Source organism: Schlesneria sphaerica (assembly GCF_044336245.1).
GTDB lineage: Bacteria > Planctomycetota > Planctomycetia > Planctomycetales > Planctomycetaceae > Schlesneria > Schlesneria sphaerica.
In genome coordinates this window covers 1093144-1108372 of sequence record NZ_CP172346.1, presented here as the reverse complement: position 1 = coordinate 1108372, position 15229 = coordinate 1093144, and the positions used below count along the sequence as shown (strand labels likewise).

Genomic DNA, 15229 nt, shown 5'->3' with positions numbered 1-15229 from the left:
GCACTCGCATCAAACGACGAAATCTCTGGTAGTTCATCGTCTGCCGAAGAGGCGCGAAGCGAGGGTTATTCATCAAGTCCGGACTGTAACACTTGTAACGCCTGGCGAAAGTCTGTCGTGTCGCAAACGATGCCCCCATCGCGCAGCACGACGACCCGTTTGGCATTTTTTGCCACATTAGCGTCGTGGGTCACGAGAATGACGGTGATTCCCGCAGTTTCGTTCAGCTCACGGAACAGCGTGATGACTTCGCGGCTGGTTTTGGAGTCGAGGTTCCCGGTAGGCTCGTCCCCCATCAGGATCGCAGGCTCGTTCACCAGAGCGCGAGCGATCGCCACCCGCTGCTGCTGTCCTCCGGAAAGCTGACTCGGGTGATGGTCCAGCCGACTGGCCAGTCCGACCAGCGACAATTTCTCAATGGCACGACGATGGCGTTCGGCGGCCGAAAATCCTTTGGCATACAGAAGAGGCAGTTCAACGTTTTCCAAGGCCGAGGTGCGATTGAGCAGGTTAAAGTTCTGGAAAACGAACCCAATTCGCTGATTCCGAATTCGCGCCCGGTCATCATTGGACATCGTGGCGATCTCTTCCCCTGCCAGCTTGTAACTCCCCGAGGTAGGCCGATCGAGACACCCCAGGGTGTTCATGAGAGTACTTTTGCCCGACCCGGAAGGCCCGATCAAGGCGACATACTCACCCTGCTCAATCGTCAGCTGCGCATCCTTCAACGCATGAACCTGGACTTCACCCAGGTTATAGACCTTGCAGACATCCCGAATCTCAATCAACGCCACGTCAAAAACCTTTGATTCGTTCTGGGCCCAAGCCCACAGAGTTAAAGAGTATCAAGCTGCACAAAGTCAGGAGTGCCGGGTGCGCAGGGGACGGTCTAAACGATATTGGCATCGACGAGTCTCGTGAACCAGTCGCCGAGACATTGACACATCCACGTGAGTGTCCATACGCCAACGCCCGCCGACGGAACAGCCATTCCACCGCAAAGCCACCCAACCGGTCAACTCACGCAGCCTGACGGATGCGGGAAAGGCTGGTGACGTGCGATTCGATCTGTGATCGGAAGCAGTCGTCTGATTCTCGAAAACCGACTCAGAGCGTAGGGTCGCTCCAGCCGTCGTCGATGGCGTAGGCTTCGACTTCGAAGGGGTTGTCGAGGTAGGCGTTGCCGCCCCGCCATTGGATCCAGAAACTGGCCATGATGTAGGCAGGAATGAAGAATGGCCCCCAGCGTTCGTACTGATGGACGTGGACACGTTCGTGGCGGCGAGTGCGGTACAGGGTTTCTTTGTCACAACCGAGAACGACGTGACCCAGGGTGATCGCCGCGATGGGACCGCAGATCCAGAACGGCCGCTGGAGTAGTGCCGTCAGGCGACCCCCGTAAGCTTCGAGCACTCCGTCCACATATTGAACTTTGCCCCCCGTAGCCAGCGCATAAGGAACAAACAGCAGTCCCACAAAGCTGCCGGGAAACGCCCAGACATACAGAAATGGTGACCACCATCGCCTCACAGAGAGACTCCTTGACATCGAACAGGCCGATCTGGAGTGAGTCAGCCTATCATTCTATCTCGTAGCGAGGGACAAGCAGAAGCGACGCTGAAAACCATCGCGTTATTCTGCAAGAACGCCACGTCGTGTCGATCGAATTTCCGTGACTGGTCTATTTGTTCCTTAACATTGAATCCGAGCCGGCCGGGTAAAGCGACGACGAATTGGTCTGGCCACGTTCTTCGCTCATCGTTGACCTGCAAAGACGAACGGCCCGTCACCGGAAATGGGCGACAGGCCGTCGAAGTCGAACGAAAAATCTGAGAGTGGAGCGGAGGGGAGTCGAACCCCCGACCTCTGCATTGCGAACGCAGCGCTCTCCCAACTGAGCTACCGCCCCCACTGACGGCACTGTACGTCGTCGGCGAGGAATGTAGCAGAAACGATTTGGACTGCAAAAGCCATCCAGCAGATTCTTGAGGAATCGGGCGACTCGTGGTGAGGTGACGATGGTCATCCGGGGGGAATCGCCGTGGCGACGGCAGACCAGATGTCGAGTGACGCGGCGCAGTTGGTGGTCTTGTAGATGGGGCAGGGACAGACTGCGTGGATTTCCTGTTGTGGAGAGGCTGAAAGCAGCCGTGAAGCGCGGCGGCAAGGTTGCTCGCATTTGCAATCGCGAGTATCGTTCTGTTTTACTCGTTTCAACAGCGGGACTTTCGGACAATTGTGACCGGCATCAGGCCGCCGCGTGCGGGTTTGGTGTCCGGGTTACGTTGATTTGCAAAGCCTTCCGCGCGGAAACAACCGGCAAAATAGAGTCAGAAAGTTCAGGAACATGAGTGTGACGGAACGAGTTGTGATCATCGGATCCGGACCAGCCGGATGGTCGGCGGCAATCTACGCGGCGCGAGCGAATCTCGAACCGCTTGTTTTTGAAGGCGCGATCACAGACGAAAACCGGATCCGCGGGACATTGCCGCTGGGCCAGCTTTCCATGACGACCGAAGTCGAAAACTATCCCGGGTTCCCTGCGGGCGACCTGAGTCCTTATCTCAAGTCATCGCTTCCCGAAGCGAATGTCCCCTTCCGTGATCCTCACATGACCGGGGTCACCGGTCCTGAACTGATGGAACTGATGCGGCAGCAGGCGAAGAACTTCGGCACGCGGATCGTCACTGATGACGTCGTGTCAGTCGATCTTTCCAAGCGTCCCTTCACGTTGAAGACCCTGGAAGGCCAGGAATATACCGCTCATTCGCTGATCATCGCGACAGGAGCCCGCGCAAACTATCTGGGCCTCCCTTCGGAAGATCTCTACAAGAACCGCGGAGTTTCGGCTTGTGCCGTCTGCGATGGGGCCTTGCCACGCTTCCGCAACAAGTCGCTGGTCGTGGTCGGGGGCGGTGACAGCGCCATGGAAGAAGCCACCTATCTGACCAAATTCGCTTCGACGGTGTACCTCGTTCACCGCCGGGGAGAGTTCCGTGCCAGCAAGATTATGGCTCAACGCGTTCTCGAGAACCCCAAGATTACGGTGAAATGGTTCACCACCGTCGAAGAGGTGCTGGGAGACGAGAAGAAGGGTGTGACGGGCGTTCGTCTCAAAAACCTGCAAACGTCGGAGACAGAAGTTCTGGAGGCAGGGGGGATGTTCTGTGCCATCGGACATACTCCCAACACCGACTTCCTCGCGAAGCAGGTAAAAACCGACGACAAAGGTTACATCGTGTATTCGCTCCCCTTCCGCACGAACACCAGCGTGGAGGGCGTCTTTGCTGCAGGCGACGTTGCCGACAGTTACTACCGTCAGGCGATTACGTCGGCGGGCACGGGATGTATGGCGGCACTCGACGCAGAACGATTCCTTGCGACGCAAGGGGTACACTAGAGTCGGTTCTCCGGTGCTCACAAGTGGTGCCGGAGGAGGGAAGACTCCATGCCCGATCCGCAGAGAGTTGCATGTCACGAGTCACGCCGGCCGACGCCGATCTGTGTTTTCCACGGCGGCCGGACAGCCGGCTCAGTGCCCGGACCCAATGCTGCTCTCTCTCTGCTGCCTCGATTTGAGGCCACTGTGGATGATCGTTTACAGGTAAGGTTAAGGCCGCGTTCGCGAAAACGTTAATGGAAAGTGATTGCTCATGTTGACAGAAGCAGGTTGTCGGGCACGTCGCGCTCAGCTTTGGAAAAGCGTTCCTTCCGCCGTGGAGTGGCTGTTGATTGCTGATCCGCGCCATGTGCTGTATCTGACCAACTTCTGGATTCATCCGAATACCTTTTCGTCAGGCGAGCGTTGCTGGTTATTGCTGGAACGTGAAGGAAAAGCGACGCTGCTCGGCGACAACTTCTCGTTGCGGAGTCGCGCTGCGGATCCTTTCATTGACGACGAAGTGATGGTGCAGTGGTACGACCATCAGCATTCGGTCATCAACCGTGACCATGCTTTGCTGAAGGCCGCCGAACAGATCGCCGACCGTCTTTACGGCCGCAACGGAGTGGTCGAGGCAGAGTGGCTCGCCGTCGGTGCTTTCGAACTGCTGGGGCTCGACCATGAGCAGCATTCGGTCAAGCGAGAAGCGAAGGATCTCCACAAACCGGGCGCCGTGGATTTGGGAACAACACTCCGTGCTTTACGACGTCAGAAGCATCCCGACGAAGTCGCTGTACTGAAGGAGTGTATGCGCGCCGGGGAAGCGGGGATGAAGCGATTGCGAGAGATTGTCCGGCCTGGGATTTCTGAGTTCGAAATCTTCTGCGAGGTTCAGAAAGCAGCGACCGAAGCGGCGGGACGTCCTGCCACAATTTACGGAGACTTCCGCGCAGCGTCTGCGTCGCAGCCCAAGGTCGGCGGCTTGCCGACGAATCACAAGCTGGAAAATGGTGAAATGTTCACTCTGGACTACTCGGTGGTTCTGGAGGGGTATCGATCCGACTTCACGAACTGCCTGACAGTCGGTAAGCCCAACGCCGAGCAGCAGCGACTGTTTGATCTGGTTTCTGCCGCGCAGCGGAACGGTGAAACGGTCTTGAAGGCAGGGACGCGAGCGAGTGCTGTCTTCAACGCGGTCAATCAGCCGATTCTTGAGGCTGGTCTTGCGGACAAGTTCGCTCACCATGCCGGGCACGGGATTGGACTTGCCCATCCGGAAGCACCGATTCTGGTTCCTCAGGGGGATGATGTACTGGTGGCAGGCGATGTGGTGACGCTGGAGCCAGGGCTTTACGTTGATGGAATCGGCGGGATCCGTATCGAGCACAACTATCTGATCACAGACACCGGCTACGAACGATTAAGCCAGCATGAGATTTCACTGACCTAGGGAAGTGCAATGTCAGTCCCTCTGATCCGGTTCGACTGCGTGTCAAAACAGTTTCACGCGGTGAAGGCGCTGAGCAGCGTCAGCTTTGATGTTCGACAGGGTGAGTTCCATGCCCTTTGTGGCGAGAATGGTGCTGGTAAAAGCACCCTCATGAAGATCCTGTCGGGCGTCATTGGGGATTACGAAGGACAGATTGAACTGGCGGGAAAGCCCCTCCGGCTGCGGGGGACGCGCGATGCCGAGGAACTGGGGATCAACATTATCCACCAGGAATTAAATCTGGTGGGGGAACTCTCGGTCGCTGCCAATATCTTTCTGGGACGGGAACTGCGGACGGGCCTGGGGTTCATTGACGACCGTGAAATGGAACGCCAGTCGGCGCGGATCTTTCAGCAACTCGATTGTCGAATCGATCCTCAAGCGTTGGTTGGATCACTGCGGATCGGTGACCAGCAGTTGGTCGAAATTGCCAAGGCGTTGTCGCAAGGCCTGACGAATCGCCCTGCGGTAGCCTCGGCAGCGCGGCCAGCAGAAAAGAACGATCCGAAAGCTCAATCGCCAAGCGATCACGCTTCTGAGGCCACTCCACGAGACTCATTTCCGGAGGATACGGCACATTCCCCGATTCTGATTATGGATGAGCCGACAAGTGCCCTCACCGAGTCAGAAGTCGAGCGACTGTTTCGGATCATTGGGCGTCTGCAGAGTCAGGGCGTCACGATCGTCTACATCTCGCATAAAATGGACGAGATCTTTCAGCATGCCGACCGCATCACGATCCTGCGTGATGGCCAGGTTGTGAAGACGCTTGATCGTACCGCCACTCATCCTCGCGAGGTCACGCATTTGATGGTCGGTCGGGCGATTGAAGCGAGCGATGTCGGAAAGAATCGGACGGCAGGAGACGATGTCCTGCGTGTCGAGAATCTTTCACTCCCCTGGCGAGGACACGTCAGGCAATGGCGACTCAAGGACGTGAATCTGTCGGTGCGGCGAGGTGAAGTCCTGGGCGTCGCAGGTCTGATGGGGGCTGGCCGGACCGAACTGCTGGAATGCCTGTTCGGGGCGAGCAGTGAATCGCCTCAGGGACGGATCGTGCTCGACGGGCGCGACGTTCAGTTCTCGCACCCGGACGAAGCTTTGTCCGCAGGAATCAGTCTGGTCACTGAAGATCGAAAGCGCTACGGCATCTTTACCGAGCTGACGGTGCGTGATCATATTACCTTGTCGTCGCTGGACGATGTTGCGGCGATGGGTTTTGTGGGACAGGCCGCAGAAAGAAAGGCCGCGGACGATTCGATTTCGGCACTGAGGGTCAAAACCGCAGGGCGCGAAGCGTCGATCATGAGTCTGAGCGGGGGCAACCAGCAGAAGTGCATCATTGCCCGAGCACTGAGGACCCGACCGAAGTTGCTGCTGCTGGACGACCCGACGCGCGGGATCGACGTCGGTGCGAAGGCCGAGATCTATCGACTGATTGATGAGCTCTGTGGACAGGGGCTGGCCATTATCATCACATCGAGTGAATTGCCCGAACTGATCACGGTCAGTGATCGTATCCTCGTGTTGTGCGAGGGACGCGTGACTGCGGAGTTCTCCCGGGGGCAGTTCACGGAACAAAAACTGATGGAAGCAGCCACCGCATTGGCAACGTGAGCGGTCTGCTGGCTTCTCCACCCTCAAGCAATCCGCAGCACCGTTCGGCTGTGATTCCATCTTCTACGGGGCATTTGCGCGACTCGACTCCTCCGCGGCTTCCAGTTTACGTCGGAGCGGATCAAGCTCAGAATTTGCCGGTTCCAATGAAAAACGCTGCATGAAGTTGAGTTCATGCAGCGTTCAGAGAATCAGTCACCGGCACAGAGCTGTCCGGGAATCAGGATTCGACGACGAGTCGGAACGAATCACCCAGCAGGTTGACCAGTTTGCCGACGAAGCGGGCGGCGTCGGCCCCGTTGATCACGCGGTGATCGTACGAGAGTGACAGCGGCAGCATCAGGCGTTCGACAACTTCGCCGTTGCGGAGCTGCAACTGCTTCTGGCTGCGGGACATTCCCAGAATGGCGACTTCTGGATAGTTGACGATCGGAGTAAAGGCGGTACCACCGATACCACCGAGGTTCGTGATGGTGAACGTGCCACCCTGCATCTCGCTGACCTGGAGCTTACGATCACGGGCTTTGCCTGCGATTTCTGTCAGTTCTGCTGCGAGCTGCAGGACGGTCTTCTTGTCCACGTCGCGGATGACAGGGACAACCAGACCGTTCGGCGTGTCGACAGCAACACCGATGTGGTAGTACTTCTTCAGAACGAGTTCCGCCTTGGCGGAGTCGTAGCTGGCGTTGAACGCAGGGAATTCTTTCAAGCAGGCGACGACCGCTTTCAGTGCGAGGGCCGTCATGGTCACTTTGGGTGAACCCTTCGGGGCCGATTCGACGAAGTGCTTGCGTGCGGATTCGGTTTCGGTGATATCCGCGAGGTCATGCTGGGTGACATGCGGAATAATCTGCCATGCGAGACTGAGATTGTTCGCGACGGTTTTCTGCAGCTTGGTGTACGGCTGACGTTCGGTCGGACCAAACGGGGCGAAATCAGGCAGTGGTGGTTCCACAAGCCCGCGTCCACCACCCGAACCGCTCCCAGCCACAGCACGGGCCACGTCTTCGAGTGTGATTCGGCCGCCGGAGCCGGTGCCGGTGATTTGTTCCAGGTTCAGTCCGAGTTCTCGGGCCAGTCGGCGAGTCGCGGGACCGGCGGGGAACGGGATGTCACGCCGCGTTGAAGGTGTACTCGTCTTTGATGAGACGGCCTTGGCGATGGCGGCTTTGTCGCCACCGTTTCGGTTGGCGGCACTGGAGGACGCTGCACCCTGATCGGTCTGGAGGACCGAGGCCAGCTCGTTGGCCACGCTCGGCTTTGCCGAAGCGGAGGTCGATCCTGTTGGAGTGGTTCCCTTGGAGTCGAGGGTCAGGACGGCCTGTCCCGGCTTCACGGTGTCTCCCTTTTTCACCAGAATCTTGGTGACGGTACCTGCATGCGGACAAGGCAGTTCCATGACTGCTTTTTCCGTTTCCAGCTCCATCACGATCTGGCCCGCTTCGATTGTGTCGCCGACAGCGACGATCACAGAGGCAACATCGGCACTCTTGATGCCGTCACCCAATAGTTGTTGTTCGACTTTGAATTCGATGGTCATCGGAAGTCTCGTGATCTCTATAAGTGGGGCGGTGCCCATGACAACGTATTTCAGACATCTGGCGCACAAAGGTCATGTGCACTTCAAAAAATTTAGCAACCGGGCGTTCTGTGGATTTCAGCATTGAGCGGGATGAAGCGTCCCAACCTGCTGAGCCCGTCGAAGCGGGCTCAGCAAGGGGTGTCTCACTCAATCCGATCAAGCGATGGCGGGGTCGATCTTATCAGGATCTACTCCCAGGTCTTTCAGAACCTGGGGCAGTTTCTTGGCATCGAACTGACCTTCGCGGCTGAGTGCGACCAGGGTGGTGTAGACCACACACTCAGCATCGATTTCGAAGTGCCGTCGCAGCGTAACGCGAGTGTCGCTGCGGCCGAATCCGTCAGTGCCCAGGACGATATACTGTCCCGGCATGTAGGGCCGAATCTGTTCCGCGACCAGTTGAACGTTGTCGCTCGAAGAGATGAATGGACCCTTGAGACCTGCCAGCGTCTGTTCCAGGTAACTGGCCTTAGGCTTCTGATCGGGATGCAGGCGATTCCAGCGTGCGGCTGCCTGGGCATCTCGTTTCAGCTCGTTGTAACTGGTCACGCTCCAGACGTCGGCTTCGACACCGTAGTTCTCTGCGAGAATTTTCTGGGCTCGAATGACGTCGCGGAGGATCGGGCCACTTCCGAGAAGCTGCGGCCGAGTGGCTCGCTTCTTGGCAGGGACCGCGGGATCCAGCGGGTAGAGACCCTTGACGATGCCAGTCTCGACGCCTTTCGGCATCGCGTCAGGCATCTGATAGGACTCGTTGTAAACCGACAGATAGTAGAGGATGTCTTCCCCTTCGGCGTACATCCGTCGGAGACCATCCTGAACGATGACGGCCAGTTCATAACCGTAGGCTGGATCGTAGGCGAGCAGGTTTGGAACAGTCGATGCGATCAGTTGGCTGTGACCGTCTTCGTGTTGCAATCCTTCGCCGTTGAGCGTCGTGCGACCCGAAGTTCCACCGCAGAGGAAGCCTTTGCAGCGTGAGTCTGCTGCCAGCCAGATCAGATCGCCGACTCGCTGGAAGCCGAACATCGAGTAATAGGTGTAAAAGGGAACCATGTTCAGGCCAATATTGGCGTAAGCCGTTCCTGCGGCGACAAACGAGGCCATTGCTCCGGCTTCGTTGATCCCTTCCATCAGCACCTGGCCTGTGGTCGATTCCTTGTACGACATGGCCGAGCCGGCATCGACAGGGGTGTAAAGCTGTCCCTTGCTGGAATAAATTCCGTAAGTCTGGAACAAGCCTTCCATCCCGAAGGTACGGGCTTCGTCGGGAATGATGGGAACGATCCGCTTGCCGATGTTCTTATCTCGCATCAGCACGCGAAGAATGGTTCCCAGAACCCCGGTCGTGGAACGATCCTTGCCGGCGTCGCTCATCGTTTCGACAAAGGTCGCGACATCGGGAATGGCCAGGCGATCTTTGGTCGGAGTCCGTGCGGGCAGGTATCCACCGAGCTTTTTGCGATGATCGTGCAGGTACTTCATCTCGGGACTGTCTGCCGGTGGTCGGTAGAAGATCGCGGACTTTGCCTGCTCATCGGTAAACGGCAGCTCGAACCGATCTCGCATCGCCAGCAGTGAGGCTTCTGCGAGTCCCTTGGTATTGTGAGCGGTGTTCTTGCCTTCCGCTTCACTACCGAGACCGAAACCTTTGATGGTATGGGCGAGGACAACGGTCGGAGCACCCTTGAATTCGACGGCTGCTCGCAGGCCGTTGTAGACCTTCAAGGCGTCATGTCCACCGCGTCGCATATTACGAATCTGCTCGTCGGTCAGGTTTTCGACCAGCTTCAACAGCTCAGGATGCCGTCCGAAGAAGTCTTTGCGAATAAATTCGCCCGACTCGACGCTGTACTTCTGGAATTGTCCGTCGACAACTTCGGCGAGTGCCTTGGCAAGCAGGCCCTTCTCGTCGGCTTCGAACAGTGCGTCCCATTCGCTTCCCCAGACAATCTTGATGACGTTCCAGCCCGCTCCGCGGAAGATTCCTTCGAGTTCCTGAATGATCTTGCCGTTGCTGCGGACGGGACCGTCGAGTCGCTGCAGGTTACAGTTGACGACCCACGTCAGATTGTCGAGCTTTTCCCGCGAGGCCATCGAGATTGCGCCGAGGGTTTCTGGTTCGTCGATTTCACCGTCGCCAATAAAGGACCAGACGCGTGATTTTGATGTCTCAAGCAGATTTCTGTGCTGAACGTAGCGCAGGAAACGGGCGTGATAGATCGAGCAGATCGGGCCGAGACCCATGGATACCGTAGGGAACTGCCAGAAATCGGGCATCAGCCACGGATGTGGGTAAGATGAAAGCCCCTGGCCGCGAGGAAGTTCTCGGCGGAAGTTGTTCAGGTTTTCTTCGGTGAGGCGTCCTTCCACGAAGGCCCGAGCGTACATCCCAGGTGATGAGTGTCCCTGGAAGTAGACCATGTCGCCCGTGTGGTCGGCGGTGGGGGCATGGAAGAAGTGGTTGAATCCGACTTCGACGAGAACGGCCGAGGATGCGAACGTCGAGATGTGTCCGCCGACGCCGGAACCGTTCTGATTGCCTCGCACGACCATCGCCATGGCGTTCCAGCGGATGATGCTCCGCAGTCGTCGCTCGATATCTCGGTCGCCAGGGAAGGGATGTTCCGCTTCCGGCGGGATTGTATTGACATAAGGGGTCGTCAGTGCCGGCACAACGGGGACGTTTTGTGCCTGGGCTCGTGAATAGAGCTGCGTGAGGAGCTGACTCAGCGCTTCCGGCCCATAGCGATGCAGCAGGTCGTCAACCGACTCCAGCCATTCGTCCATTTCCTGTGGATCGATGGCTGGTACGGTAACGTCTGACACCTCATCCGTGGGATTTGCAACGTCAGCCGCCTGTGGGGATTCCGTTCGTCGAACTGCGGGAGCAGCTTGTAGTGTGCTTGCCATTTTCTACGCCAACCTCGTCTTATTTCAGGCTCGCCGATCAAGAGCGGGCGAATCACTTTCACCAGTAACTCAACAATATCGTTCAGCCGGATAACTGATCCGCGGGTTATCGCTCAAACCCATACGACACCGCATCGTAGCAGGTCATTCCGGGTCTGCACAGATTGCCGTGACAGTTCCAACCCTCTCTATTTGGTCCGTAACGTATTCAAGCAGAAACCGGATCATCATGCCAACCGCAAATTTCGCCGCAGTCTGGAGTAATGACCGTTTCCGCGGCGGAAATGGGCGGCGGCAGACGTGTCCGATGTTGAGTCGACTGTCTTTGAAACGAGCAATGAGTGCCACAGTGGTTCGCTGTGCTGTTCCGATACGTGTGCGGACGAGAGAACTCGAACCGCGAAATACTGAAAATTATTCAGAAAACCTGTCGCGATGGGGGCCGTCGGGGGGACCTGTGCAATGCGAGCCAGCCGGCGCGATTGGTCCGATTCCCGAATCGCGGTAATGGCCTTGAAAAGAGCGATCCGGATTGAACGATGATCGCCGGATCGAAAAGTCGTGCGTTCCGCATGGTCCACAAGATTGGATCGGAACCTTTGAGGGAGGCGTGAATCGGCAGGCGATTGTGGAATTCCGAAATCCAATGACAGACGCCTCCTTCCGACCTTGGGGCGAAAGGAGGCGTCTACGTCGCTGGCTTGTCTTGAGACTCGACCCTCCCGCTCTGGATTCAGGCGAACAGAGGACCACGCGGTCGACTACTTGAAGACGGTTCGCTTCCCACTGAACTTTTTCAGCTTTTCCAGATCGATATCGATCCCCAGACCCGGAGTGGTTGGAATTTCCAGGAAGCCTTCCGCATCGATCCGGAAGGGACTGGTCGGAAGCTCTTCGATATAAGCACAGGGGGTCAGGTACTCGACATACCGTGCCACGGGGATCGCCGCCGAGAACTGCAAGTCGGCTGCGAGGCCGACAGCGGTATTCCAGCCATGCGGGACGACGGTCACATTGTGATCGAAGGCCAACGCCGCAATCCGGCGAGATTCCGTCAGACCGCCGTTCTTGGTGACGTCTGGCTGGATGATGTCGACGGCGCGTCGTTCCAGCCATGGAGCGAACGATTGGCGTCGCGTGAGGACTTCGCCCCCGGCGATCGGCACGGGCGAAACACGTGTCAGTTCAATAAATCCTTCGATGTCATCGGGTGGCAGAGGTTCCTCGAACCAGGTGATATCGTAGTCGGCGAGCATGATGGCGGTTTCACGGGCCCAGTTGGTTCCGTGCGGCCAGAATTGTTCGCTTCCCCCCGCATCAACCATCAGCTCAACATGTTCGCCGACGGTATCACGCGCGGTCTGGACAAGCTTTTCGTCAAACTTGCGGCTGCGGCGTCCGAAGGGCCGCCAGCCCATCTTGATCGCTTTGAATCCACGTTCAACAACGCTTTGCAACGTTGTCTTCAGTGCCTCGGGTTCGTCGAACAGAATGGAGCCGTAGGGCTTGATCCGCTGACGGTAATTACCGCCGAGCAGGCGTGAGACCGGCTGGCCACAGGCTTTGCCCATGATGTCCCACAAGGCGATATCGAGACCGCTGATGGCGTGTTCGACGGATCCCCCGCGTCCCTGCCAGAAACTGGACTGGCGCAGCAGCTCGGAAACGCGTTCTGGCTCGACGGCCGATTGACCTTTCAGGAGGGGCCACAAAAGTGCGACGGCTCCTTCAACCAGCGTGCCGGAGGTAAAACAGCTTCCCCATCCGTACAGCCCTTCGTCGGTTTTGACCTGCACCAGCGTGTGGAGATTTTCCTGCGGTTCATGACCTTGCGGCCATCCACCATCAACCGTCGCACCCGTCAGTGGAACAACTTCAACTTCTACAATCTTCATTGAACTACTTTTTATCATCGAGGTTAAACTTCATCCCCGCACGGAGGACGTGCACTGATAGATTCCGCACCGCTGCGGCTGCTCCCTGGGTCAGTTCTTCACGACTGGCCCGGCGACCGTCAATGACAGTCACATTATTGCTTCCAATCACTTCGAATTCGCGGCCGCGCACGATGGCGGCCGTTTCTTCGTCGATACCAATTCCCAGCAGGTCCGGGTGATCAATAGTCGCCAGAGCCAAACGATTGAATCGGCCCTTTTGCAGGAAGTGCTGATCGATGATGACATCGGGCCACAGACCGAGGCCATTCATCAAGTACGGGGCGGTGCCTACTTTCAGGCTGTCCAGGTCAGATCGACCGCCGATCATCACCTTGGACATCACCGCCGCTCCTGCGCTGGTGCCAGCCACAACCGCTCCTTCTCGATAGCGACGTTGTACCACTTCTTTCAGGCCGGTTCCCTGCAGGGAATTCATGAAGACTCCCTGAAGCCCGCCCGGAATCCAGATCAGGTCCGCATTATTCAGGATTCTCCGGGCAAGGGCCGGCTTTCGGGAGTCGATCAAGTCGACCTGCTGCGCGTTTGTTTCTTGCCACAACTCGACCGAATCAGGACCATTCTCGGGATTTGCATCGGCGATGATGGCCACGCGGGCTTCTTCACCACCCGCGAGTTCAAGAGTTTTCTCACGGATTTCTGCAGTCGTGAAGCCCCCCCCGATGACGACGAGCGTCCCGAGTGGTTCTTTGTCATTGGCGGTCATGACACCGGGAGCCGCGAGCAGCAGTCCCAACAGGAATGTCCACCTCATGCACCGCCTCCTGCAAGTTCCGAACTCTTTACCTCGATCCGGTCACCACCACCGCAATTTCAACGACACATCTCAATCAACCTGAAGCCTGATTCTGCGGCGATTCACCGAACAGGCCATCAAGGCAACTACAGCACCGTGACGACCATTCAGTTGCTGCAATTACGGATGCCTCGATCAATCGTTCGTTCCGCTCCGGCGGGGTCCCCCACGATTGGGTCGCAGGGGGCAGTCGTCGAGGGGTAGATCGCACGCCGCTTCTGCAGTGACTCAGGAGATCTCGACAAGCTTTCCGTTGTTTCGAGCCGATTTTAGACACGCGTCGAGGACTTGTTGTGTCTTCAGTGCGATGTCTGGCCAGCTTTCGTCGATTTTGCCTGACAGCACAAGCTGCGAGAAGTTGCGGAACAGGTTGGTTTCCTGAGAATTCACCCATCCGTCGCTGTATTCGGGAATCGCAACGCGACGAGTGTGGTCTTCCATGTGGAAGTCGCAGCTCTTCTGATTCAGTCCGGCATTTGTCACTGTGAACGCGACTTCGTTGCTGAAATAGGGAACAACAAAGTCCCTGACTTCGACGTAGCCTTTCGTTCCGCCCACGTTCGCCCATTGCTGAGTTTCCGTCAGGAACGAACAGTAGAAGCTGGCAGAGACCCCGTCTGCGAAGAAGAGTTCACCCGAGAACTCGCTGGGAACAGGGCTGCCGCTGTCGGCTCGTTGAGCTTCCGTCAGCATTCTTCCACTGACTCGCTGTGGCATCAGGTAGTTCATGACCCAGAGTGTGAATCGGATGTTGTACCAGCCGAGATCGCCCAGGCACCCCAGGGGCTCGAGTTCGCCGCTCACTCGGATATTGTTCTGAACGAAGTCGTCATTCGCTGTAAAGCTGAAGTGGCTGGCGATCCGTTTCAATTTTCCAATGCTGCTGCCGTCGTTGAACGTCTCCCGAAGTTTGTTCAGCCGCTGGCTGTGCATGAACATTACGCCGTCCATGAACTGGACCTTGTTTTTCTTGCAGGCGGCGAGCATCTCCTCGACTTCCGCCGAATCGATACCGACAGGCTTTTCCGCCAGTACGTGCTTTCCGGCTTCGGCTGCGCGGATGACCCATTCCTTGCGGAGGCCAGTCGGATTGGGGATATAAACGGCGTCGATGTCTGGCCGCTGGAGAAGTTCTTCATAGCTTCCCAGCGCAACGGGCTTCGGAGTTGCCGGTGAGTGGGCACTGCATTCGTCGATGAACTGCTGTGCTTTTTCGACTGATCGACTGGCGACTGCGGTGACAACGGCGTTTTCCGCGTTGTAGATGGCGCGCCAGTTTTTTCGAGCGATATTGGCAGCAGAAAGAATGCCCCAACGACAGACACGACTACTCATGATGCTGACTCCTGTACTCCGGCAGTTTCCGATGATCGGTGCGTAGGATAGCAACCCGTGGCAGTCTTGTGGATGATACAACCCCAGCATTCAGATGAATGCGGAATCGGCGCAGTGGAGGTACGGCCGATGTTCGCCAGGAAGCTGTGTGCCAGGAAAG

General features: G+C 57.3%; 10 protein-coding genes and 1 tRNA gene. 3 read left to right on the top strand and 8 right to left on the bottom strand.

Going from position 1 to position 15229, the window contains the following annotated elements:
- Positions 1 to 65: 65 nt before the first annotated feature.
- The 3 genes from ACGY09_RS04185 to ACGY09_RS04175 form a co-directional block, all read right to left on the bottom strand.
- Positions 66 to 788: an ABC transporter ATP-binding protein gene (locus tag ACGY09_RS04185; RefSeq protein ID WP_397571846.1), complete on the bottom strand. Its 723-nt coding sequence runs from the start codon at positions 786 to 788 to the stop codon at positions 66 to 68.
- A 319-nt stretch (positions 789 to 1107) separates the two neighbouring features.
- Entirely contained in the window at positions 1108 to 1530 is a 423-nt protein-coding gene (locus ACGY09_RS04180; protein ID WP_397570575.1) for a hypothetical protein, read from the bottom strand.
- A 306-nt stretch (positions 1531 to 1836) separates the two neighbouring features.
- Positions 1837 to 1909, bottom strand: a tRNA-Ala gene (locus tag ACGY09_RS04175).
- Positions 1910 to 2347: 438 nt separating this feature from the next.
- Between ACGY09_RS04175 and ACGY09_RS04170 the strand changes: the two genes are divergently transcribed.
- The 3 genes from ACGY09_RS04170 (at position 2348) to ACGY09_RS04160 (ending at position 6488) form a co-directional block, all read left to right on the top strand.
- Positions 2348 to 3400 (top strand): NAD(P)/FAD-dependent oxidoreductase, encoded by a 1053-nt coding sequence (locus tag ACGY09_RS04170; RefSeq protein WP_397570574.1) that lies wholly within the window; start codon positions 2348 to 2350, stop codon positions 3398 to 3400.
- Between the two features lie 253 nt (positions 3401 to 3653).
- Entirely contained in the window at positions 3654 to 4832 is a 1179-nt protein-coding gene (locus ACGY09_RS04165; RefSeq protein ID WP_397570573.1) for a M24 family metallopeptidase, read from the top strand.
- A gap of 9 nt (positions 4833 to 4841) precedes the next feature.
- Positions 4842 to 6488 carry a sugar ABC transporter ATP-binding protein gene (locus tag ACGY09_RS04160; RefSeq protein WP_397570572.1) on the top strand — a complete coding sequence of 549 codons (1647 nt, stop codon included), beginning with the start codon at positions 4842 to 4844 and terminating at the stop codon, positions 6486 to 6488.
- Between the two features lie 220 nt (positions 6489 to 6708).
- Here the strand turns inward: ACGY09_RS04160 and ACGY09_RS04155 are convergent, their stop codons facing one another.
- The 5 genes from ACGY09_RS04155 to ACGY09_RS04135 form a co-directional block, all read right to left on the bottom strand.
- Positions 6709 to 8028 carry a 2-oxo acid dehydrogenase subunit E2 gene (locus ACGY09_RS04155; RefSeq protein ID WP_397570571.1) on the bottom strand — a complete coding sequence of 440 codons (1320 nt, stop codon included), beginning with the start codon at positions 8026 to 8028 and terminating at the stop codon, positions 6709 to 6711.
- Between the two features lie 198 nt (positions 8029 to 8226).
- On the bottom strand, positions 8227 to 10983 hold the full coding sequence (gene aceE, locus ACGY09_RS04150; protein ID WP_397570570.1) for a pyruvate dehydrogenase (acetyl-transferring), homodimeric type: 2757 nt from the start codon (positions 10981 to 10983) through the stop codon (positions 8227 to 8229).
- Positions 10984 to 11744: 761 nt separating this feature from the next.
- On the bottom strand, positions 11745 to 12878 hold the full coding sequence (locus tag ACGY09_RS04145; protein WP_397570569.1) for a mandelate racemase/muconate lactonizing enzyme family protein: 1134 nt from the start codon (positions 12876 to 12878) through the stop codon (positions 11745 to 11747).
- Positions 12879 to 12882: 4 nt separating this feature from the next.
- Positions 12883 to 13692, bottom strand: a complete 810-nt coding sequence (locus ACGY09_RS04140; protein WP_373651452.1) for a cyanophycinase — start codon at positions 13690 to 13692, stop codon at positions 12883 to 12885.
- 270 nt (positions 13693 to 13962) lie between these two features.
- Positions 13963 to 15069, bottom strand: coding sequence for a Gfo/Idh/MocA family protein (locus ACGY09_RS04135; RefSeq protein WP_397570568.1), 1107 nt, complete (start codon positions 15067 to 15069; stop codon positions 13963 to 13965).
- Between the last annotated feature and the right edge of the window lie 160 nt (positions 15070 to 15229).